Consider the following 21,988-nt stretch of genomic DNA (forward strand, 5'->3'; position numbering starts at 1 on the left):
CGCATAACCCGAACGCCGCTGGCCTGAGCCGCGGCGACCGATGATGGAGTGACCCTTGAAGACCCTGCTGCCGATCTGTCTCCTGCCGTTGCTCGGCGCGCTGGCCGGATGTGCGGGCGTGACGACCGAAGTCTCGGCCACGGGCGGCCTGCCCGGCGCGGGCGCGGCCGCCGTCTACCGTTTCGTGCCGACCCCCGCGCAGGCCGAGGGCGGCGAGATCCTGCCGTACCCGGCGTTGCTGCGCGACGGCCTCGCGCAGCGCGGCTTCGAGGCGGGCGCGCCCGAGGCAGCGCGTTACCTCGTTTCCGTGGCCTGGGCCACGCGTCCCGCCGAGGTGAAAGTCGTGGCGGCCGACTGCGGCGGCGAATGCGCGCCGGCCGAAGGACCCTCGTTTCCGTGGTTCGGGCGGCCCTACGTCCATACGCTGACGCTGCGCTTCTTCGCGTTGCCGGACGGCGGCGAGGTCTACAAGGTGAGCGCGGTCAAGCGCGACCGCAACGCGGACGCAAAGGCGGCGCTGCCCTATCTCGTGGCGGGTGCGCTGGCGCGCCTGCCGTATGCGGGTGCGCCGCAGTGGCGCGTCAAGCTGAAGAGCGCGACCGGCGCCGACGCGCAGGCGGGCGAAGCGCCGGCCATGCCGCAGGTGCTGTCGGTTTCGCCAGCCGATCAGCCGTAGTTCGGGACAATTTTTCCCAGGCCGCGCCGCCTTGGAAGGCTTCCATGAAAGGGGCCTGCGAGCCGGCGCGAAGGACAATGGCGCGCCCGGCCTGCGGCTCGACTACAGCCCCGACTATTACGCAGCATTCCTGATCGATCCGGAAGGCAACAACGTCGAGGCCGTTTGCTACGCAGATCACGAGCGCGAAGCGTGAACGCGCGCTAGGCGCCGGGCGCGGCATCCGGCGCGTGACGCTCCTCGTCTTGCGGCCAGCGATTTTCGAACACGCATTCGCCCAGTGCCTTGCGCTCGGCCCACTTCTCCATTTCGAGCATCGGCTGCGGGTAGAACGCGTCGACGTGGCCCACGCACAGTATCGCCACGGGCTTCGCACCGGGCGGCATGGCGAGCAGGGCGCGCACTTCGTCGACGTCGAAGATCGAGACCCAGCCCATGCCGAGCCCTTCGGCGCGGGCCGCGAGCCACATGTTCTGGATCGCGCACGCAACCGAAGCGAGGTCCATCTCCGGCAGCGTGCGGCGGCCGAAGACGTGCGCTTCGCGCCGGTCCATCAGCGCGACCACGAGCACCTCGGCGCACTCGCGCATGCCTTCCACCTTGAGCTTCATGAACTCGTCGCGGCGCTTGCCCAGCGCGTTGGCGGTGGCGATGCGTTCGCGCTCGACCGTCGCGTGAAGTTGCTCGCGCAACGACGCGTCGGTGATGCGCACGATGCGCCACGGCTGCATGAAGCCGACGCTCGGCGCGTGGTGCGCGGCGTCGAGCAGACGCGCGAGCGTTGCGGGCTCGACCGGGCCCGGCGCGAAGTGCCGCATGTCGCGCCGCTCGTAAATCGCGCGGTAGACCGCCGCGCGTTCGGCTTCGTCAAAGGGCTGTGCCATGGAAGAGTGCGGCCGTGAAAGCCGGATTGGAGGGCCAGTAAGCATGCATATAGGTCGCGACGATCGAGCCGTGGCGATAGAACGCTTCGCCGGGCGCGCCCGTTTGCGCGTGGCGAGCCGTGAGCGCGGGCGCGAGCGGCGTGGTGACGCGCGAGTAGTGAAACGTGTGGCCGCGCAGTTCGCCGTGCGCGCCGTCGACCTTCTGCATGCCGAGCGCCGCGAAACGCTTTTGCATGACCGCCTCGCCGGGCAGGAGGCCGAGCATCGGCGTGCGCGCGCCTTCCGCGTCGGTGAGCGCATCGAGCAGATAAAGCATGCCGCCGCATTCGGCGATCAGCGGCTTTTGCGCATTTGCGTGCGCGCGCAGCGAATCCGCGCTGCGCGTGTTGCGCGCGAGGGTTGCCGCGTGCAGCTCGGGATAGCCGCCGGGGAGATAGATCGCGTCGGCGCTGGCCGGAGCAGCCTCGTTCGCGAGCGGCGAGAAGCCGCTCACGCGCGCGCCGAGCGCTTCGAGCTGGGCGACGTTCGCGGGATAGAGGAACGAGAACGCGGCGTCACGCGCGATCGCGACGTGGCGGCCCTCCAGCAGGCGCGGCGTGGCTTCGCCGCGGGCGGCCTCGGCGAATTCGACCGGCTGCGGCAGTTCGGCGAGCGCGGTTTGCGCGAGCGCGTCGGCGGCGCGCTCGATGCGCGCGTCGAGGTCGTCGATTTCGCTGGCCTGGTGCAGACCGAGATGGCGATCGGGCAGTTCGATGGCCGCCTCGCTCGCCACGTGCCCAAGCCAGCGCAGACCGGCGGGCAGCGCCTCCTGAAGCATTTGCGCATGGCGCGCCGAACCCACGCGATTCGCGAGCACGCCATGAAACGGCACCTCGGGCCGAAAGTGCGCGAGGCCGAACGCGATTGCGCCGAACGTCTGCGCCATCGACTTCGCGCTGACGATGGCCGCCACCGGCACGCCGAAGGCCGTGGCGAGATCGGCGCTGCTCGGCGTGCCGTCGAAAAGGCCCATCACGCCTTCGATGAGGATCAGATCGGCTTCGCGCGCGGCCTGTGCCAGCAGCGCGCGGCACGCCTGTTCGCCCACCATCCACAGGTCGAGCGAGAGCACCGGCGCGCCGCTCGCGCGCGCGAGGATCATCGGATCGAGAAAGTCGGGACCGGTCTTGAAGACGCGCACGCGCCGCCCCGCGCGCCGGTGCAGCCGCGCGAGACCCGCCGTGAGCGTGGTTTTGCCCTGGCCCGAAGCAGGGGCGCTGATGAAGAGCGCGGGGCAGGCGAACTTCGCGCTCATGCCTTAAAACTCCACGCCCTTTTGCGCCTTCACGCCCTGCTCGCGATACGGGTGCTTCACGAGGCGCATTTCGGTGACGAGATCGGCGGCTTCGATCAATGCATCGGGTGCGTGGCGGCCCGTGACGACCACGTGCACGTGCGGCGCGCGCGCGTCGATCACGCCGAGCACTTCGTCGAGCGGCAGGTATTCGTACTTGAGCACGGCGTTGAGTTCGTCGAGGATCACCATCGCGTACTCGCCGCCCTCGATCATGCGCCTGGCCTCGTTCCAGCCCTTGCGCGCGGTGGCGATGTCGGCGTCGCGATTCTGCGTGTTCCAGGTGTAGCCGTCGCCCATCGTCACGAAATCGCAGTGCGCGACACTGCCGAGAAAATCGCGTTCGGCGGTATGCAGCGCGCCCTTGATGAACTGCACGACGCCGAGCTTCATGCCGTGGCCGAGCATGCGCACGGCCATGCCGAACGCGGCCGTGCTCTTGCCCTTGCCGTTGCCGGTGTTGACGATCAGGAGTCCTTTTTCGAGCGTTGCGGCGGCCTGCTTTTTCTCGTGGCCCTCGCGGCGGCGTTGCGTCATGCGTTGATGCGATTCGGGGTCGGTTTTCATCGTCGGGAGTCGGTTTCTGTGATGGGATCGGTGCTGCGCGTGTGGGCTTTCGCGCTGGCGACCGCCACCGTCACGCCGTCGAGCGCGAGCTTGCCGCGCACGAGCGGCCCGCCGTTCGCCGCGAGCCGTGCACACGGCTCGCACACGCCGTCTATGCCGAAGCGCGCTTCGACTGCGGCGGAAGGCGGCGCGAGCGCCGGCATCGCGGCGATCTGCTCGCGCGTGTACGCAAACAGCGGTAGCGCATGCGCCTCGCAAAAGGCGCGTAACGCGGGTTCGTCGGCTTTGGCGTCGAGCGTCGCCACGGCCATTACGCTTCGAGGAGGCCGCCCGCCGAGCGCGGCCCGCACGGCCGCCTCGATCTGCGCGAGCGTCACGCCGCGCCGGCAACCCAGGCCGAGCACGAGCGGCGAGACGCCAGGCGAGGCTTCGGACGAAGCGGCTGAAACGGCCGAAGCGGTGGAGAACGGGGCGCGATTCACGGCGGGAACGTCGATTGAAGGCGTGGCCGAAGCGGCGGATATTCGTGGTCCGCCGCGTGCCGGATGCGCGCTACGATAGCACACGGGTTTGCACGTTCGGGCGCGCGAACGTGCCGCCGCGGGTAAACCGGAAGTCCCTTGCAAGCCCGCGGTTTCCTTGACGCGCAAGCGGCCCGCGCCTACACTCGCTCGCACTCTGGTGCTCGCGCGCGATTCGCTGCGCGCAGTTAAACGGGAATCAGGGAGCCATCCCGCCTCGGGCACGGCCAACCTGAACTGCACCCGCAACGGTACAACGAGCGCGGCGTTCGCACGAATGCCGCAAGCCGCTTCAATGCTTCATGCAGTCCACGCCACTGTGCGAGCCGGCCGCAAGGCCGCCCGCGCGGGAAGGCGAAGCGGTGTTTCGTCAGTCCGGATACCGGCCAGATACGTGGGATTCGCGCTGCGGGGATGCAGTGCCGGGTCCGTGAAACTCATGCGTCAGCCGGGTCTGGCCCGGTGTGTGTCTCGCCGTTCGTCCCCAGCGGGTTTCGACTCGTTTCGCGCCACTGCGCATCGAAGGATGCGTGCGTTCACGCGCCACGACGCCCGCTCGAACGACCCGCGCCACGCACCACGCCTCTTCCGTCCGGCCCGGCGCCGAAGGAGCACTTCATGCACATGCGCAAGATTCCGGTCACGATCGTGACGGGCTTTCTCGGCAGCGGCAAGACCACGCTGCTGCGTCACATTCTCCAGCACGCGGACGGCCTGCGCGTGGCGGTCATCGTCAACGAGTTCGGCGAGCTCGGCATCGACGGCGAAATCCTGCGCGGTTGCGGCATCGGCTGCGACGAGAACGGCGACGAAACGCAAGGCCAGCTCTACGAGCTTGCGAACGGGTGCCTCTGCTGCACCGTGCAGGAAGCGTTCTTCCCGGTGATGGAGCAACTGATCGAGCGCCGCGGCGAGGTCGATCACGTGCTCATCGAGACCTCGGGCCTCGCGTTGCCCAAGCCGCTCGTGCAGGCGTTCAACTGGCCGTCGATCCGCAATGCGTTCACCGTCGACGCCGTCGTGACCGTGGTGGACGGTCCCGCCGCCGCGAGCGGCCAGTTCGCCGAAGACCCGCAGGCGGTGGACGCGCAGCGCCGCGCCGATCCGAATCTCGACCACGAATCGCCGCTGCACGAGCTGTTCGAAGACCAGCTCTCGGCCGCCGATCTCGTCATCCTCAACAAGACCGATCTGCTCGACGAAGCCGGTCAGGAGGCGCTCGTCGCCGGGCTGCGCGCGGAGCTGCCGCCGCAGGTGAAGATCGTGCGCGCGCAACACGGCCAACTCGATCTGCCCGCGCTGCTCGGGCTCGAATCGGCTTCGGAGGAGAGCATTCATCTGCGCCGCGATCATCACGGCAACGCCGACGATCCCGGTCATCACCATGACGAGTTCGATTCGGTCGTGGTCGCGGGCGCGGCCGCTTCGCGCGAGACCGTGATCGAGGCGCTGCAGCAGCTCGTCGACGCGCACACGATCTATCGCGTGAAGGGTTTCGCCGCGCTGCCGGGCGCGCCGATGCGCCTTGTCGTGCAAGGCGTGGGCCGCCGCTTCGACAGCTACTTCGACCGCCGCTGGAACGCGCAGGAAAGCGCGTCGCAGCCGCTCGCGAGCCGCTTCGTGCTGATCGGCGAAGACCTCGAAGCGGCCACGCTGCAAGCGGCGTTCGAAGCGGCCCTCGCCGGCGCGCAGCCCGCGTTCGCGAAGTGACGCGCTGAGCCACGCGAGGCCGCAACATGCACTTGCTGCGCACCACGCCGGGCGGTTTCGTCGACGACACGCAGGGCGTCGTCCGCATCGACCAGCAGCCCGCCGAAATCGTCGTGCTCAGTTCGGCCGACACCACGCTCTCGCTACTTGCGAGCGCCGTGGCGCACCTGCCCGAAGGCTTCCCGAGCGTGCGGCTCGCGAACGTGACGTGGTTGCGCCAGCCGGCCTCGGTGGACTTCTACGTCGAAGACGTGCTGCAGCACGCGCGCGTCGTGGTGGTCGATCATCTGGGCGGCGAAACGTATTGGCCTTACGGCATCGAGCAGGTCGTGTCGCTCGCGCAACGGCGCGGCCAACTGCTGGCGATGTTCTCGGGCGATCTCCAGGAAGATCCCCACCTCATCGCGCAGAGCCGCGCGGAGCCCGCGTTCTGCCGTCTGCTGTGGCGTTATCTGCGCGAAGGCGGCGCGGCCAATGCGGAATCGTTCCTGCGCGCGCTCGCATGGCGCGCGTTCGCGTGGGGCAGCGAGCCCGCGCCGCCCGTCGTATTGCCGGCCGCCGCGCTCTATTGCCCGCAGCGCGGCGTCGCGACGCTCGACGAATGGCGCGCGCGCTGGCAATCCGGCGCGCCGGTCGTCGCGCTGCTGTTCTACAAGGCGCATTTGCAGGCCGCGAACACCGCCGCGTTCGACGCGCTCATCGAGGCGCTGGTGGAGCGCGGCATGAACCCGCTGCCGCTCGCGATCACCTCGCTCAAGGATGCATTGAGCCGTGACGTGATCGATCGACTGGCGGCCGAACATGACGTCTCGCTCGTGCTGAACACCACGGCGTTTGCGGCGTCGTCGCTGGACGATCCCGAACCGCTCTCGCTCGCCGGCGACGCGCCCGTGCTCCAGGTGATCCTGAGCGGGGGCAATCGCGACGACTGGGTGAAGGACAGCCACGGCCTCAATTCGCGCGACATCGCCATGCATGTCGCGCTGCCCGAAGTGGACGGCCGCGTGATTACGCGTGCAATCAGCTTCAAGGGGCTCGCGTATCACTGCGCGCACACGCAGGTCGATGTCGTGCGCTATCAGCCCGATCTCGAACGCGTGGCGTTCGTCGCCGAACTCGCGCGCCGCTGGTGCCGCCTGCGCAGCCTGCCGAACGAAGCCACGAAGCTCGCGCTCGTGCTCGCGAACTATCCGATGAGCGAAGGGCGCATCGGCAACGGCGTGGGACTCGACACGCCGGCCTCGGTGGTCGGCATCCTGCGCATGCTGCGCGACGAAGGCTATCGCGTGGCCGATCTGCCCGAAGACGGCGAGGCGCTCATGCGCGTTCTCACGCAAGGCGTGACGAACGATCCCGACACGCGTGCGCTGCGTCCCGCATGGCAAAGTCTTTCGCTCGACGACTACCGCGCGCGCTTTTCGCAGTTGCCGACCCAGGCGCAGAACGCGTTGATCGCGCGCTGGGGCGCACCGGAGCAGGACCCCACGGTGCGGCGCGGGCGCTTTATGATCGCGGGCTGGCGCTGCGGCCATGTGTTCGTGGGCATTCAGCCTTCGCGCTCACGCGGCGACGACACCTACGCGAACTATCACGACGCCGAACTCGTGCCGCCGCACGCCTATCTCGCGTTTTACTTCTGGATGCGCGGCACGTTCGGCATCGACGCGATCGCCCACGTCGGCAAGCACGGCAATCTCGAGTGGCTGCCGGGCAAGAGCGTGGCGCTCGCCGACACCTGCTGGCCCGATATGGCGCTCGGGCCGCTGCCGCATCTGTATCCGTTCATCGTCAACGACCCGGGCGAGGGCAGCCAGGCCAAGCGCCGCGCCCAGGCCGTGATCGTCGATCACCTGATGCCGCCGCTCACGCGCGCCGAAAACTACGGGCCGCTGCAGGACCTCGAACGGCAAGTCGATGAGTATTACGAAGCATTGATGGTCGATCCGCGCCGCGCCAGGCTGCTGCGCAAGATCATCCTGGCGACGATCGTCGAGCATCGGCTGCACGAGGAGCTGAGCGTCGCGGCGCCGCGGGATCAGGCAGGCGAGGACGCACTGCTTACCCGTGCCGACGCCTACCTCTGCGAACTGAAAGAAGCGCAGATCCGCGACGGTCTCCACACCTTCGGCCTGTCGCCCGAGGGCCGGCAGCGCCGCGATACGCTGCTCGCGCTCGGGCGTTATGCATGCGGCGACGGGCAGGGCGCGAACGCGGGGCTCATCGACGCGCTCGCGCGGGACATGCGCATCGATCATCTGCTCGATCCGGCCACGGTGGATTGGGCCGCGCCGTGGCGCGGCCCGCGTCCGCCGCTGCTCGCGAGCGCGAGCAACGCGCCATGGCGTCACGCGGGAGACACGCGCGAGCGGCTCGAAGCGCTCGCGGCCACGCTGGTCGAAGGGATTTGCTCAGGCATGCAAAGCAATGCGGAGGCGGCCTCGCTGCCGCGGGTGTCCCAGGTGCTGGCGCGTTTGCGCGATGACGTGCTGCCTCGCCTCGACGCCTGCGGCCGCGAAGAAATGCGCCAGCTTCGGCGGGGCCTCGCGGGCCGCTTCGTGCCACCGGGGCCGAGCGGCTCGCCCTCGCGCGGCCGTCCCGATGTGCTGCCGACCGGCCGCAACTTCTATTCCATCGACCCGCGCGCCGTGCCCACGCAGGCCGCATGGTCGCTCGGCATGAAGTCGGCGCAGCAGCTCCTCGAGCGGCATGTGCAGGAGCATGGCGACTATCCGCGCGCCGTGGGCCTTTCGGTATGGGGCACGGCAACGATGCGCACGGGCGGCGACGACATCGCCCAGGCGTTCGCACTGATCGGCGTGCGGCCGAAGTGGGCCGCCGGCAGCCAGCGCGTGACCGACTTCGAGATCGTGCCGGTCGAAGCGCTGGGCCGGCCGCGCATCGACGTGACGCTGCGCGTATCGGGCTTCTTTCGCGACGCGTTTCCGAACGTGATGCATCTGTTCGACGCCGCGGTGCAGGCCGTCGCCGAGCTCGACGAACCGGCGCATCAAAACCCGCTGCGCGCACGCGCGCGGCACGAGCGCGACGCGCTGGTGGCGAACGGCATGGCCGCCGACGAGGCGCGCCGCCGCGCGCTCTGGCGGGTGTTCAGCGCGCGCCCCGGCGCTTACGGCGCGGGCCTGCAGGCGATGATCGACCATCGTCAGTGGCAAAGCGACGCCGATCTCGCGAAGGCGTATCAGGCTTGGGGCGGTTTCGCCTATGCACAACAGAGCGCGGGCGACGAAGCGGGCGACGCGTTCCGCGCGCGGCTCGCGACGCTCGATGTGGTCCTGCAGAATCAGGACAACCGCGAGCACGACCTGCTCGACTCGAACGACTACTACCAGTTCCAGGGCGGCATGGCCGCGGCGGCGCGGCACTTCTCGCAGGCGCAGCCGGCGCTCTATCACGCGGACCACAGCAACCCCGGCGCGCCGCGCATTCGTCCGCTGCACGAGGAAATCGCGCGCGTGATCCGCTCGCGCGTGGTGAATCCGAAATGGATCGACGGCGTGAAGCGCCATGGCTACAGGGGCGCGGCGGAGATGGCGGCGACCGTCGATTATCTGTTCGGTTATGACGCGACCGCGCGCGTGGTGGGCGATCATCAATATGCGCTCGTCGCGAACGCCTACGTCCACGACGACGACACGCGCGCCTTCATGCAGCGACACAATCCGCACGCGCTGCACGCAGTGTGCGAGCGTCTTCTCGAAGCGATCCAGCGCGGTCTCTGGCAGGCGCCTGGCGAACATCGCGCGCAACTCGAACACCGTCTGCTCGAAGCCGGGCAGCAACTGGAAGGATCAGGACCATGAGCGCAGCCGCTTCGCGTCCCGCGTTTCCCTTTACCGCGCTGGTGGGCCAGGCGGCGCTGCAGCGCGCGCTGCTGCTCGCGGCCATCGACCCCGCGATCGGCGGCGTGCTCGTGAGCGGGCCGCGCGGCACCGCGAAATCGACGGCGGCGCGCGCACTCGCGGCGCTCTTGCCCGAAGGCGCGTTCGTTACGCTGCCGCTCGGCGCGAGCGAGGACAAGCTGATCGGTACGCTCGACCTCGAAGCCGCGCTGCGCGAGAGCGCGGTGCGCTTCGCGCCTGGACTGCTCGCGCGCGCGCACGGCGGCGTGCTCTATGTCGACGAAGTGAACCTGCTGCCCGATGTGCTCGTCGATGTCCTGCTCGACGCGGCGACGAGCGGCATCAACACCGTGGAGCGCGATGGCATTTCGCACACCCACGAGGCGCGTTTCGTGCTGGTCGGCACGATGAATCCCGAAGAAGGCGAGTTGCGCCCGCAACTGCTGGACCGCTTCGGCGTGATGGTCGAGCTCGCCACGCCTTATGACGCGGCCGAGCGGCAACGCATCGTCAAGGCGCGTCTCGCGTTCGACGCCGATCCGCAGGCCTTTGGCGCGGCGCACGAAGCCGAACAGCGCGCGCTCGCGTTACGCATCGCGGCGGCGCGCGGCGTGCTCGACGGGCTCGTCTGGAGCGATGCCGTGCACGAGCGCGCGGCGCGGCACAGCATCGAGGCGGCCGTCGACGGCTTGCGTGCCGACCTGGTCATGCTGCGCGCGGCGCGTGCGCTCGCCGCGTTCGAAGGCGCGGACGCGGTTAGCCCGGATCACGTCGATCAGGTCGCGGACGGCGTGCTCGCGCATCGACGTCGCGCGCCGCCGCAGCGTCCGGACGCGCCGTCTCGCGCGCCGCCGTCTGCGGAACGCGATCGTACGCATGCCGAAGCAAATGCGGGAGCGGATGCCGATTGGGGCGAGTTGCCGCCCGAGCCCGTCGCCGCGGCGCAAGTGAAGGGCGTTATCCCGCTGCCCGCAAAAAAGCGCTGACCCGTCGGGCAAGAGCCGCCGCCTTCGCGCAAGGCGGCGCCCGACGGCGAGAGGGCTCCGGTTTCGGTCCCGCGCAAGCTGCGAGGCAGGGCGCACGCGTGCTCTGGCCGGCCACGCTGGCGGCGAGGCGCGCCGCGCCGCTGCACGCGCGACATCTGCGTTTCGCCGAACGCAATACGGGTCCCGGTACGCTCCATTGCTTCGTGCTGGATTGCTCGGCGTCCATGATCGCGCGCGGCCAGTTCGCGCTCGCCAAGGGGCTGCTGGTCGCGCTGTTCGATCGCGCGCGGGCCGAGCGGGCGGATGTGGCGCTGATCGCTTTCGGCGGCGCGCGCGCCGAACTGCGTTTCGGGCCCGCGGTGCCGCGCTGGTGGAACGAGCGCTGGATCGAGCCCATCGGCGCCGGCGGCGGCACGCCGCTCGAAGCAGGCATCGCGCGGGCGGCGCAACTGCTCGAAGCGGCGGCGCGCCGCGATCCGGCGCAAGTGCGCCATCTCTGGCTCTTCAGCGACGGCCGCTCCACGCAGTGGCCCGCGCGGCCGCGTCGGGCGAACCACGTCACCGTGATCGATTGCGAGCGCGGCGCCGTGCGTGTGGGGCGCTGCGAAGCGCTCGCGCAGGCATGGGCCGGCGAGTGCCTCGACGCGCAGGCGCTGCTCGTCTGAACCGGGCGCGCGCTTCAGCGCATGCTGCCGGTCCAGTACAGCACGTCGTCCTGGCGATCGAACACGTAGACCTTCATCGCCATCTGCTCGGCCGACGTGAGTCGGTCCAGTTCGAGCCCGAGCGTGGCCTGCCCCGCCTCGCCCGGCTCGGTCTGCACGTTGCGGATAACGGCGGTGGTTTCGATCGGCATGTCGTAGTCGCTCGAGCGCAACCGGAACGCAATGCGCAGCCGTTCGCCGACCTTGCCGAGCGCCCACGCCGCGCTGACCGAAAGCCCGAGGGCGCTGATGCCGCGCGCAAGCGCCACGCCGTCATAAGCCGTCCCTTCCTCGCCGATGCCGTAACGCACGGGGAATTGCGCGCGCACGCGGATCGAGCGGCGCTCGCGCAGCCGGCGAATGTTGGCGGGCTTCGACAGCACGAGGTAGTCGAGCGGCGAGTAGCACGATCCATGCACCGTGCATACGAAACGATAGACAGCCTGGCTCGCGATCGCGACGATCTCGACGTTTTCGCCCGGTGTGATGCTGACGGGACGGCCGTCGGCGTAAGGCGTCGTGACGAAGAGCGCGCCGTTCGGCGCATAGCCGATCAGGCGGCATGGTTGCATGGGCGCGCCGCTCGCACCCATTTGCGGACGCAGGCCCATCAACGCGCCGACGGCCAGATGCATGTCGCGCGCGCTGGTGGCCGCATTGGCCGACGCAGTTGCCGCGAGTGCAAGATCAGCCGCGGCGTCGGGCATCCGCACGTCGCCGCGATGCGGCGTGAAGTACTGGAACAGGAATTCGCGCTCGCTCTCGCCCAACAGCACCGAGCCGGAATCGAGCAGCAGCGTGCCGTCGCGATCGACGAGCGGCCAGGCGAGCGGCTCCCCGAGCGGAATGGCGTCGGGGGTGAGGGGGGCGGTGTCGGGTGTGGCCGGGGCGGCTTCGGCTTCGGCTTCGGTGGTCAGGTTGGTCATTTGCGCGCGTTGTGCGGTAGACAGGTTGACTTTGCAAGTTGACTTCGCAAGTCTACTTCACGAGATCACTCCGTTTACGGCTCCCCGCCGGCAAAGTTTAGGTTGTTCGTTTTTTTCTGCCTCCCGCGGGTATTGCGGCTTCCCAGGCGGCTGTATGGCCGCGCGGCGGCCGGCGCGTATCCCAGCGACGCCTTTCATGCGGACGCGCGCGGACAAACCGTCCAGACGTCTCCCGGCGTCAGCGTCGCGGATCGCGGTTACTGGCGCAGCGCGACCGCCCGGTCGGCATGTATATCCCGGACCCGGTGCATCCGCATGGGCGCGAGGGGCACTGTTCGATAGCGTTGTTCCGGCGCGTCAGCAATTACGACGGTTCGCTTGGCGGCGTGGTGCTGCCTACGTTGCGGCTTGCCAGCTTTCAGTAGCGTTTCGATCGCGTCGGGGTGGGCCCGCAAGGCGCGATGTTCATCATGTTGGGTGATGGGGCCGTGCTCGCGCGCCGCCCGTACTCTGGGTACGACGCGGGCGCGCAAGCAGGAGGAGCGTTGCCCGCATCCAGCCGATGCCGCATGCGAATGCGGCTCTTTCATCGCCGCGCGAGAGCGGGGGAGCTCAGGCGCTGTTCCGGGTCGCGGCGCGCTACGCCGCGAAGGAAGCCGGAACTCGATGGGCCGCCTCCTTCCGCGCGATTTGCTGCCCACCTTGCCGAAGGCATGAGTGTGCCTTTCTTCAGGTTTCCTCACGATACCAGCGCGGCGTATAGATCCATTCGCCTGCGTCGCCGCGAGCAATACCACGCGTAGCAGACGAGCCGACGATCACCATCGTGCGCATGTCGACGTCCGCCGAGCGCAGTGCGCCGAGCGTCGTTGCGCGCAGCGTTTCGCCGGGACGGCCCACGTCGCGGCCGAGCACCACGCGCGTTTGCGGCGCGCGCACGCTGCGCACGATCTCCAGCGCGCGGTCGAGTTGCCAGGGCCGCGCGCGCGAGACCGGGTTGTAGAACGCCATCACGAGATCGGCTTGCGCCGCATGCAGCAGGCGCTTTTCGATGACGGTCCACGGCTTCAGGTTGTCGGAAAGCGAGAGCATGCAGAAGTCGTGGCCAAGCGGCGCGCCCACCCGGGCCGCCGTGGCGAGCGCCGCGCAGACGCCGGGCACGATCGCGAGCTCGACGGCGTGCCAGTGCGCGTCGTCCGAGCCTTCGAGCGCTTCGAGCACGGCGGCCGCCATGGCGAACACGCCAGGGTCGCCCGACGATACGACGGCCACGCGCCGCCCCTCGCTCGCCATCGCGAACGCATGGCGGGCGCGCTGCAGTTCTTCCCGATTGTCGGTGGCATGGCGCTGCTGGTCCGCGCGAAACGGGCCCGCCATGTCCACGTACGTTGCGTAGCCCACGATATCGGTGGCGTCGTCAAGCGCCGCGCGCGCGGCGGGCGTCAGCAGATCGGCGCGGCCGGGGCCGAGTCCCAGCACCGTCAGCTTGCCGCGCGCGCGGCCCAATGCGAGCGGATCGAGCGGCGCGCGCGCGCAGGCGAGCCCGATGCCGCCTTCGTTCTGCGCGTAGGACTCGACATCCGCACCGAAGGCGAGGGCGGACAGCACGGCCTCCGGCGTGGGCGTCGCGGTATCGACGAAGCGCAGCGGCACGTCGAGTTCGGTTGCTGCCTGGGCGAGTGCGCCGTCGCACATCTGCGACGCCGGGGCGATGAGCGCGGCGAGCGCGAGCGGCGCGAGGCCGCGTGCGGCGAGCGCGCGGTGCACGCTTTGCGCAAGCGCTTCGCACGGCGCGCCCACGGCTGCCACGATGCTGCGCGGATGAATCACGAGATCGTCGGGATTGCCGTTCCAGGCCTGCGCGCTCACGCGGATCGCATGGCGCGCGTGCGCATCGCGTGGCAGGTCGACGGCTTCGAGCCACGGCGCATGGCCGTCGATGCGGGTCGTGGCGCCCGCAAGCAGATCGGAGACGAAGCGCTTGCCCTGCGCGAGGCTCGCGAGCGCATAGCCTTCGGGCGGATCGAGCAGGCAGGCGCCGAAGCGCAGTTCTCCGCTCGTGGTGATGGCAGGCGCGACCGCGAGCGCCGCGCCGATTTCGCGCGCCATGACGTTCACGCCGGTCAGGCCGCCGAGCAGCGGCACGACGGCGCTGCCGTCTTCGGCGAGCGCGAGTACCGGCGGCTCCGCACCCTTGTTCGCGAGCAACGGCGCGAGGCAGCGGATCACGATCCCCGCCGCACAGAGCGCGACGATGGGCGTGCCGCGCGCATAGCACGCGCGCAGATGCACGCCAAGCTCGCTGAACGCGACGTCGCCTTCCACGCGGCCCTGCAGCGCGTGCACCTGCGCGCCCGCGTAAAGTGCCTGCACGCGCCGCGCCGTGGCAAGCGCACCGCGGCCCAGGATCACGATGGCGGGTGGCGTCACGATTGCCATTTCGCCCCCGGCACGACGAGCAGCGAGAAATAGGGCGACGCCATCGGGTCGACCTCGTCGAGCGGCACGATGCGCTGGTTTGCCATCGTCGCGCGCTCGACGTAGCGCGCGCGGCGCGCGAGCCCGAGCTCGCCCAGCACGCGGCGCACCTTGTCGAAGTTGCGGCCCAGCTTCATGATGACGGCGGCGTCCGCATCGGCGAGGCGGCGGCGCAATTCGTCCTCGGGCAGCACGCCCGACAGCACCGCGAGGCTCTGGTTGCGGTAGACGAGCGGCACGCCCAGCACCGCCGCGCCGCCCAGCATCGAGCACACGCCGGGCACCACCTCGGCTTCGTAGCACGCGGCGAGCCGGTCGTGCAGGTACATGTACGAGCCGTAGAAAAACGGGTCGCCCTCGCAGATCACGGCGACGTCGCGCCCAGCGTCGAGATGGCGCGAAACCATTTCCGCGGCGCCGTCGTAGAAGTCGGCGATGATCGCCTCATACGAGAGCGGCGGTTCGAGCGCTTCGGTCGTCACCGGGTACACGAGCGGCAGGCGTTCCTGCTGCGCTTCGAGATGCGTTTCGACGATACCGAACGCATTGCCCTTTTTGCCCTTCGCAACGAAATAAGCGACCACGGGTGCGGCCTTGAGGAGCCGCAGCGCCTTGAGCGTGAGCAGCTCGGGGTCGCCGGGGCCCACGCCGATGCCATGCAGCCGTCCTTTGCGCGTCATTTATTCGGTCTCCGAAGCAAGGGCGTTGACGGCGGCGGCGGCCATCGCGCTACCGCCGCGGCGTCCATGAACCACGACGAAGGGCACGCCATGACTGTCGGCCGCGAGTTGCGCCTTGGACTCGGCCGCGCCGACGAATCCCACGGGAAAGCCGAGGATGAGCGCGGGGCGCGGCGCGCCGGCGGCGATCAGATCGAGCAGATGGAAGAGCGCGGTGGGCGCGTTGCCGATCGCGACGACGCTGCCCGCGAGGCGCGGCCGCCACAGTTCGAGCGCGGCCGCCGAGCGCGTGTTGCCGATCTGCCGGGCGAGCGCGGGGACGGTGGGGTCGTCGAGCATGCAGATCACGGCGTTGTCAGCGGGCAGGCGCGCGCGCGTGATGCCGTAGGCGACCATTTTCGCGTCGCAGAGGATCGGCGCGCCGCTGGCGAGCGCCGTGCGGCCCGCAACGCCCGCGCCCGCGGAAAACGCGAGGTCGGCGGCGACGTCCACCATGCCGCAGGCATGGATCACGCGCACGGCGAGTTTCTCGAGGTCGGCGGGAATGTGCGAGAGATCGGCTTCGGCGCGGATCGTCGCGAACGACTCGCGATAGATCGCCTGGCCGTCGCGGATGTAATCAGCCATCGTGGGTGCTCCGGGGCCGTTGCGCGAGCGCTCGCGCGGCGGCTTCGATCGTCAGGTCGGGCGCGACGAGCCGGCCGAAGCCGGTTGCCGTGTCGTCGCGCTCGTAGAGGTCATACTGGCCCGGCGCGCGCGCGAGCAACGTGAACGGCGCGCGATGCGCGGCCGCGCAGGCGCGCTCGCAGCCGCTCAGATGCATTCCGGCGCCGGCGGGCAGCAGCGCGGCGAGACGCAGGGCGTCGGCTTTGGTGTCCGCGCGGCTTTTCGCACAGCCTGTCGAGCCCGTGCAGGCGACAAGGCGCGCGAGCGGGTCGGCGCTCGCGCAAACAAGGCCGAGCGCGCGCAGACGTTCGAGCACGGCGGGCATGGCGCGCGCGCGCACGTTGGGCAGCAGCACACCTTGCCACGGCGTGACGCGCAGCGTTGCATCGCCCGACGCTTCGGCGAGGGCGGCGAGCGCGCGCAGCGTGTTCGCGTCGATGCGGCCCAGCGCAGGCTGCGCGCCCACGTAGCCGCCGCCGTCGGCATTCAACGCGTGAGCGCCGAGGCGCATGCCGGCATCGCTTGCGGTGCGGCGCCAGGCGTAAAGCGCGTCGTCGCGCAGCAACGCGAATTCGCCGTGCCGTTGCGCGCGGTGCAGCAATGTGTCCGGCGAATGCGCGGCCAGCACGTCGCGCATGCGCGTTTTATCCGCGCCGGCGAGATCGAGAAACGCATGCAGCAGCGCGCGGATCGACGCACAAACGTCGTCGACGGCAAGCGCGCCGATCGGCCGCCCGGTGGGGCAGCCTGCAAGGCCCAGCACGAAGCGCACTGCCGCGCCGCGCCGCTGTGCCGCGAGCCAGATATCGTGCGGATGTTCGAGCATCGCGAGGCGCTCGCCGCCGTCGAGCTGCAGCGCGAACTTCGGCGAGAGCGCGGCGAAACGCGGCTCGCGCCGCATCATGTCGATGAGCGCGGCGGCGAGCGCCGTCGTGTCGTATGCGGCGGTGTCGAGCGCCGCGAGCGGGCTCAGCATCACGTTGCGCAATTCGTCGGCGGCGCAGGCTTGCGCGACGGGGCTCGCGGCGTCGATGCCGGCGGGCCCGAGGCCAGCGCCGATCAGCGCGGCGCTCAAGTTCGCTTCCTCGCCCGCGCGCACGCCGCGAATCTGCACATTGGCGCGATTCGTGAGTTCGAGCACGCCGGCCGCGTGCGTCGATGCGGCGCCGGCGAGGGCGCGCGCACGCGCGGCGCTCAGGATGCCGCCGGGCAGGCGGATGCGGCACAGGCCGCCATCGCGCGCCGCGACCACGCGCACGAGCCCCGGGCACGCCGATGGGCGGAGCGCGGCCAGAGCAGCAGCGGGCGAGACGGGCTTCGTTTCGTGTTTCAAGGGAATACCGGGTAAGCATCGTGCAAGCGCGGCGCGCTGCCCGCATGGCATGCGGGAAACGGCTGCAGTATCGGTACACCCCGCCCGATATGGGTTCGCACTAACAGTTCGGCCGGCAGGTCTCCTGGCTCGCAGGTCGTCGGCCGCATCGGCCTTCCCGGTAAAACCAGTGGCTCGGGTGGATGCGGTCTCGCTGCTCACAGTCGCGGGGGCGGCCACAGCTTGCTGTGTTCCCTTTTATGCCTTAACGGCGCCGGCGGACACGGTATTATGCCCGTTTTCAGAAGCGCTCCGTCTCGCGATCGGGCCGCGCGCGCGATGATCGCAACGTAACGGGCAAAACGGGCAACAGTGTGGCAATAGCGGGAGAACGGATGCGGAGCGGACGGGCATGGCTGACGGTGGTGGGCATCGGCGACGAGGGCTATGCCGGACTCGGCCGCGACGCGCGGCGCGCGTTGTTCGATGCGGCTGTCGTAACGGGCGGCGCGCGCCATCTCGCGATGCTGCCCGCGCGCGTGCGCGCGCGGCGCGAACCGTGGCCGCAGCCGTTTGCCGTCGAGGTGGTGCTCGGGCATCGCGAGTCGAACCTCGACGTCTGCGTGCTCGCGAGCGGCGACCCCATGCTGTTCGGCGTGGGCGCGACGCTCGCGCGCCGCGTGGCGCCCGGCGAGATGCGCGTGCTGCCGGCGCCGTCGTCGCTTTCGCTCGCGGCGGCGCGGTTGGGATGGGCCATGCAGGACACGGCGATGGTTTCGCTCGTCGGCCGTCCGCTCGACGCGCTGCGCCGCCATCTCTACGCGCGCTCGCGCGTGCTCGCGTTGAGCGCGGATGGGAGAACGCCCGCGGCGCTCGCCGCGCTGCTCGCTGAAGCGGGATTCGGCGCGACGCGTCTTTGCGTGTTCGAGCACCTGGGCGGTCCGCTGGAGCGCCGCGTCGAAGGCCGTGCTGACGCGTGGCACGTCGACGAAGCCGCCGCGCTCAATCTGGTCGCGTTCGACTGCGAAAGCGACGCGCAAATGCCCGCGCAAGGCTGGACGCTCACGCCGGGCCTCCCCGACGACGCCTATCGCCACGACGGCCAGCTAACGAAGCGCGACGTGCGCGCGCTCACGCTCGCGCGTCTCGCGCCCACGCCCGGCGCGCTGCTTTGGGACGTGGGCGCGGGCAGCGGCTCGATCGGCATCGAATGGATGCGCTCGCATGCGGCCTGCCGCGCGATCGCGATCGAAGCGCATGCCGAACGTCAGCGTTTCATCGAGCGCAATCGCGCGGCGCTGGGTGTGCCGGGGCTGCAGCTCGTGGCGGGTCGCGCGCCCGAGGCGCTTGCCGGACTGGCCGCGCCCGATGCCGTGTTCATCGGCGGCGGCGTGACCGTTCCGGGCGTGCTCGACGCATGCTGGGAGGCGCTTGCGCGCGGCGGCCGTCTCGTCGCGAACGCGGTGACCGTGCAGAGCGAGGCAACGCTCGTGGCGTGGCGCGCGCGGCACGGCGGCACTCTCACGCGCGTCGGCATCGGCGAGGCGCAGCCGCTGGGCGGATTCGATGCGTGGCGGCAGGCGCTGCCCGTCACGCTTTATGAGGCCGTCAAGCCATGACGGCGCGCGTCCTGCTGCTGGGCGGCACCGGCGACGCGCTGGCGATCGCGCGCACGCTCGGCTCGCAACACGTGTACTCGCTGGCGGGCCTTGGGCGCGTGCCCGCCGACCTTGCCTGCGCGGTGCGTGTGGGCGGCTTCGGCGGGCCGCAAGGGCTCGCGCGATTTCTCGCCGACGAAGGCATCGCGCTCGTTTTCGACGCCACGCATCCCTACGCCGCGCAGATCAGCGCCAACGCGGCGCGCGCCTGCGAGGCGGCACACGTACTGTACTGGGCCCTGCGTCGCGCGCCCTGGCAGCCGCAGCCCGGCGACGACTGGCGCATGGTGGGCGACTGGGCCGGCGTGAGCGAGGCGATTGCGCCGTTCGCGCGCCCGCTCTTCACGCTTGGGCGCGAGCCGCTCGCTCATCTCGACGAGGTGCCGCCGCAGCAGCACTGGACGATCCGCTGCCTCGATGCCCATCCCGGCCACGCGCGCGCGCGCGTGATCGACGCACGCGGACCGTTCACGCCCGAAGGCGAGCGCGCGCTTTTCACCGAGGCGCGCATCGACGTCGTGGTCAGCAAGAACAGCGGCGGGGCGGCGACCGAAGCAAAGCTCGCGGTCGCGCGCGACATGAGCCTGCCCGTGGTGATGATGCGGCGGCCGCCGCTGCCCGGGGCGCAGCGCGAGCTGGCGTCGGCGCGGGAGGCGATCGAAGCGATCGACCACGCTATTCAGCGGAGTTTCAACGCATGACGGTTTTCTTCATCGGCGCGGGTCCGGGCGACCCCGAACTGATCACCGTGAAGGGCCAGCGCCTCGTGCGCAGTTGCCCGGTCATTCTTTACGCCGGCTCGCTCGTGCCGCCCGCCGTGCTAGAAGGCCACCGCGCGCACCAGGTCGTGGACACGGCGTCCCTCACGCTCGACGAGATCCTGGCGTTGCTCGAAGACGCCCACGCCCACGGCTTCGACGTGGCGCGCGTGCATTCGGGCGACCCGTCGCTCTATGGCGCGATCGGCGAGCAGATCCGGCGGCTGCGCATGCTTGGCATCCCTTATGAAGTGGTGCCCGGCGTGACCGCCGCCGCGGCCTGTGCGGCGGCGCTCGGCAGCGAACTGACGCTTCCCGGCATTTCCCAAACCCTCATTTTCACGCGCTACGCGGCGAAAACACCGATGCCCGAAGGCGAGCAGCTAGGCGATCTCGCGCGGCACAAAGCGACGCTCGCGATTCACCTGGGCGTGCGTCACATCGAGCGCATCGTCGAGGCATTGCGGCCGCATTATGGCGAGGATTGCCCTGTCGCCGTGATCTATCGCGCGAGCTGGCCCGACGAGGAGCGCGTGACGGGCACGCTTGCGGACATCGCCCAAAAAGTGCAGGCCACCGACATCGAGCGCACGGCGCTCATTCTCGTAGGGCGCGTGCTCGCGGCGGAAGGGTTCGCCGATTCGACGCTGTATGGCGCCTCGAAGCGTTAGCGGCCGCCATTACGAAAGCGCGCGCAAATGCTGACGCAGCCGATCGACCTCGCCTTTGGCAAAGTGCTTTTCGATTTCGTCATGCGTTTGCTGCCATAGCGGGAACGCTTCGTCGAGCAGTCGATGGCCCTCGGGCGTCAAACCCAGCAGGCGGCCGCGCTTGTCTTCGGGGTCCTGCTCGATCACCACAAGGCCGCGCCGTTCGAGCGGCTTGAGCGCGGCCGTCAGCGTGGTGCGGTCCATGGCCAGCAGCGCCGCCACATCTTTCATGCCCGGCGGGTGCGGGCGATTCAGCGACATCAGCAGCGAAAACTGTCCGTTCGTGAGATCGAGCGGACGCAAGACGTCGTCGAATATGCGCGCGAGATTTCGCGCCGCCCGCTGCATATGCAGGCACAGGCAGCAATCGCGTACCAGGAGCGTGGTTTCGAAGGGAAGTTTCTTTATACGTGCCATGTTGAAATTATGTTGATATCAACCTATGCTGTCAAGGCCGGGCGGGCAACGTCCCGTCGTTCCCCTTTTCAGACCAGCAGACGGAGGACGCATGAGCGACCAGACATTGTTTCTCGCGATTTTTCTCGGCTCAAAGGACAGCGCGCGTATGAAAGCGTGGTCGGAACTTCCCGACGAAGCGCGGCGCGCGAAGGAAAAAGAGGGGATCGCCGCATGGCATGCGTGGGTCGAAAAGCATAAGGCTTCGATCGTCGACATCGGCGGTCCGCTTGGCAAAACCAGAGCCATTGGCGAGGACGGCATCGTGGATCGCGCCAACGCGTTGACGGGCTTTACGGTCGTGCGCTGCGCATCGCATGAAGAGGCCGCGAAGATGTTCGAAGGCCACCCGCATTTCGCTATTTTCCCGGGGGAGTCTGTTGAAGTGATGCCCGTTCTGCCGATCCCCGGCGTGTGAACAGCGGAGGCTGGCGATGAAACTCTATGGCTTTGCCGGCACCCGTTCGCAGCGCGCGCTATGGGGCCTCAAGGAAGTCGACGCCGATTTCGAATACATCTCGGTCAATCTGCTCGAAGGCGAGCACAGGCAGCCCGCATTTCTGCGCATCAATCCCGCGGGCAAGGTGCCCGTGTTGATCGACGGCGATCGCGTGATTCCGGAGTCGGCCGCGATCGTGCTGTATCTCGCGGATAAATATCCGGAGAAGGCGCTATTGCCCGCCGATCCCGACGACCGTGCGCAGGCGTATCGCTGGACCTTGTTCGCCGTGACCGAACTCGAACAGCCGCTTTGGAGAATCGCGCGGCATACGTTGCTTTATCCGCCGGACAAGCGCCTCGCCGCCGATATCGAGCTTGCGCGGGAAGACTTCAAGGTCATGGCCGCGATTCTCGACGAGCATCTGGAAGGGCGCGATTTCATCGTCGGCGACAGGCTTTCGGCTGCCGATTGCGTGACGGTCTATCTGATGGACTGGGCCAACGAACTCACGCTGCTCGATGGGTTCCCGCGTTTGCAGGCGTATCTCGAGCGTCTCTATGCGCGTCCCGAGGCGCCGCAGCGTATCGCCGAAGCGCTCAAGGCGGCGTAGGCGCAGGTAAAAAAGCAGCCCGATCGCCGGATGCCGATCGGGCTGCTTTCG

General features: G+C 69.4%; 20 protein-coding genes, 1 pseudogene and 2 riboswitches. Of the genes and pseudogenes, 11 read left to right on the forward strand and 10 right to left on the reverse strand.

The genetic code is table 11. The annotated features are described in order from the left end of the window. The first annotated feature begins 55 nt into the window (after positions 1-55). The gene (locus BLU17_RS27690) at positions 56-676 is read left to right on the forward strand and encodes a DUF4136 domain-containing protein (protein WP_092004363.1); all 621 of its coding nucleotides are present in this window, start codon (positions 56-58) and stop codon (positions 674-676) included. Positions 677-737: 61 nt separating this feature from the next. Beyond that, a pseudogene (locus BLU17_RS27695) lies at positions 738-872 on the forward strand (VOC family protein); the annotation flags it as partial. Positions 873-879: 7 nt separating this feature from the next. Here BLU17_RS27695 and bluB read toward each other — a convergent pair. From bluB to BLU17_RS27715, 4 genes are read right to left on the reverse strand one after another with little or no spacing between them, the layout of a single operon-like run. Next, entirely contained in the window at positions 880-1,560 is a 681-nt protein-coding gene (gene bluB / locus BLU17_RS27700; protein WP_092004366.1) for a 5,6-dimethylbenzimidazole synthase, read from the reverse strand. Then, positions 1,544-2,854 carry a cobyrinic acid a,c-diamide synthase CobB gene (locus BLU17_RS27705; RefSeq protein WP_092004369.1) on the reverse strand — a complete coding sequence of 437 codons (1,311 nt, stop codon included), beginning with the start codon at positions 2,852-2,854 and terminating at the stop codon, positions 1,544-1,546. The genes bluB and BLU17_RS27705 overlap by 17 nt, the downstream gene beginning before the upstream one ends. Positions 2,855-2,857: 3 nt before the next feature. Beyond that, positions 2,858-3,460: a cob(I)yrinic acid a,c-diamide adenosyltransferase gene (cobO, locus tag BLU17_RS27710; protein WP_092004373.1), complete on the reverse strand. Its 603-nt coding sequence runs from the start codon at positions 3,458-3,460 to the stop codon at positions 2,858-2,860. Next, positions 3,457-3,942, reverse strand: coding sequence for a cobalamin biosynthesis protein (locus tag BLU17_RS27715; protein ID WP_092004375.1), 486 nt, complete (start codon positions 3,940-3,942; stop codon positions 3,457-3,459). The genes cobO and BLU17_RS27715 overlap by 4 nt, the downstream gene beginning before the upstream one ends. Before the next feature lie 180 nt (positions 3,943-4,122). Continuing rightward, a riboswitch (cobalamin riboswitch) is annotated at positions 4,123-4,386 on the forward strand. A gap of 213 nt (positions 4,387-4,599) precedes the next feature. Here BLU17_RS27715 and cobW point away from each other — a divergent pair. From cobW to BLU17_RS27735, 4 genes are all read left to right on the forward strand, one after another. Continuing rightward, complete coding sequence (gene cobW, locus BLU17_RS27720; RefSeq protein WP_092004378.1) at positions 4,600-5,691, forward strand: cobalamin biosynthesis protein CobW; 1,092 nt, start codon at positions 4,600-4,602, stop codon at positions 5,689-5,691. Between the two features lie 26 nt (positions 5,692-5,717). Continuing rightward, positions 5,718-9,512 carry a cobaltochelatase subunit CobN gene (cobN, locus tag BLU17_RS27725; protein ID WP_092004381.1) on the forward strand — a complete coding sequence of 1,265 codons (3,795 nt, stop codon included), beginning with the start codon at positions 5,718-5,720 and terminating at the stop codon, positions 9,510-9,512. After that, complete coding sequence (locus tag BLU17_RS27730; protein WP_092004384.1) at positions 9,509-10,537, forward strand: magnesium chelatase ATPase subunit I; 1,029 nt, start codon at positions 9,509-9,511, stop codon at positions 10,535-10,537. Before cobN ends, BLU17_RS27730 begins: the two co-directional genes overlap by 4 nt. A 98-nt stretch (positions 10,538-10,635) precedes the next feature. Beyond that, positions 10,636-11,202: a vWA domain-containing protein gene (locus BLU17_RS27735; protein WP_092004387.1), complete on the forward strand. Its 567-nt coding sequence runs from the start codon at positions 10,636-10,638 to the stop codon at positions 11,200-11,202. Between the two features lie 14 nt (positions 11,203-11,216). On the opposite strand, the gene BLU17_RS27740 is transcribed toward BLU17_RS27735, so the two are convergent. From BLU17_RS27740 to cobG, 5 genes are all read right to left on the reverse strand, one after another. After that, positions 11,217-12,167, reverse strand: a complete 951-nt coding sequence (locus tag BLU17_RS27740; RefSeq protein ID WP_092004391.1) for a flagellar brake protein — start codon at positions 12,165-12,167, stop codon at positions 11,217-11,219. 729 nt (positions 12,168-12,896) lie between these two features. Further along, complete coding sequence (gene cobJ, locus BLU17_RS27745) at positions 12,897-14,606, reverse strand: precorrin-3B C(17)-methyltransferase (RefSeq protein WP_176929215.1); 1,710 nt, start codon at positions 14,604-14,606, stop codon at positions 12,897-12,899. Further along, a complete protein-coding gene (locus BLU17_RS27750; protein ID WP_092004394.1) occupies positions 14,594-15,325 on the reverse strand; it encodes a precorrin-2 C(20)-methyltransferase in 732 nt (243 codons plus the stop codon). The genes cobJ and BLU17_RS27750 overlap by 13 nt, the downstream gene beginning before the upstream one ends. After that, complete coding sequence (locus tag BLU17_RS27755; protein WP_092004397.1) at positions 15,326-15,952, reverse strand: precorrin-8X methylmutase; 627 nt, start codon at positions 15,950-15,952, stop codon at positions 15,326-15,328. It abuts the gene before it with no gap. Continuing rightward, on the reverse strand, positions 15,945-17,324 hold the full coding sequence (gene cobG, locus BLU17_RS27760) for a precorrin-3B synthase (RefSeq protein ID WP_245747041.1): 1,380 nt from the start codon (positions 17,322-17,324) through the stop codon (positions 15,945-15,947). The genes BLU17_RS27755 and cobG overlap by 8 nt, the downstream gene beginning before the upstream one ends. A 97-nt stretch (positions 17,325-17,421) precedes the next feature. Beyond that, positions 17,422-17,597, reverse strand: a riboswitch (cobalamin riboswitch). Between the two features lie 101 nt (positions 17,598-17,698). Here cobG and cbiE point away from each other — a divergent pair. From cbiE to cobM, 3 genes are read left to right on the forward strand one after another with little or no spacing between them, the layout of a single operon-like run. Continuing rightward, positions 17,699-18,922, forward strand: a complete 1,224-nt coding sequence (gene cbiE, locus BLU17_RS27765) for a precorrin-6y C5,15-methyltransferase (decarboxylating) subunit CbiE (protein ID WP_092004403.1) — start codon at positions 17,699-17,701, stop codon at positions 18,920-18,922. Continuing rightward, positions 18,919-19,662 (forward strand): cobalt-precorrin-6A reductase, encoded by a 744-nt coding sequence (locus tag BLU17_RS27770; protein ID WP_092004405.1) that lies wholly within the window; start codon positions 18,919-18,921, stop codon positions 19,660-19,662. The genes cbiE and BLU17_RS27770 overlap by 4 nt, the downstream gene beginning before the upstream one ends. Continuing rightward, a complete protein-coding gene (cobM, locus tag BLU17_RS27775) occupies positions 19,659-20,390 on the forward strand; it encodes a precorrin-4 C(11)-methyltransferase (RefSeq protein ID WP_092004407.1) in 732 nt (243 codons plus the stop codon). The genes BLU17_RS27770 and cobM overlap by 4 nt, the downstream gene beginning before the upstream one ends. Positions 20,391-20,399: 9 nt before the next feature. Here cobM and BLU17_RS27780 read toward each other — a convergent pair whose 3' ends face one another. Beyond that, the gene (locus BLU17_RS27780; RefSeq protein ID WP_092004411.1) at positions 20,400-20,846 is read right to left on the reverse strand and encodes a MarR family winged helix-turn-helix transcriptional regulator; all 447 of its coding nucleotides are present in this window, start codon (positions 20,844-20,846) and stop codon (positions 20,400-20,402) included. Positions 20,847-20,937: 91 nt separating this feature from the next. On the opposite strand from BLU17_RS27780, the gene BLU17_RS27785 reads away from it, so the two are divergent. Then, positions 20,938-21,303, forward strand: a complete 366-nt coding sequence (locus BLU17_RS27785) for a YciI family protein (RefSeq protein WP_092004415.1) — start codon at positions 20,938-20,940, stop codon at positions 21,301-21,303. Between the two features lie 16 nt (positions 21,304-21,319). Further along, a complete protein-coding gene (locus tag BLU17_RS27790; RefSeq protein WP_092004418.1) occupies positions 21,320-21,937 on the forward strand; it encodes a glutathione S-transferase family protein in 618 nt (205 codons plus the stop codon). Positions 21,938-21,988: the final 51 nt, after the last annotated feature.

The sequence above is a fragment of the Paraburkholderia lycopersici genome (assembly GCF_900096975.1).
GTDB lineage: Bacteria > Pseudomonadota > Gammaproteobacteria > Burkholderiales > Burkholderiaceae > Paraburkholderia > Paraburkholderia lycopersici.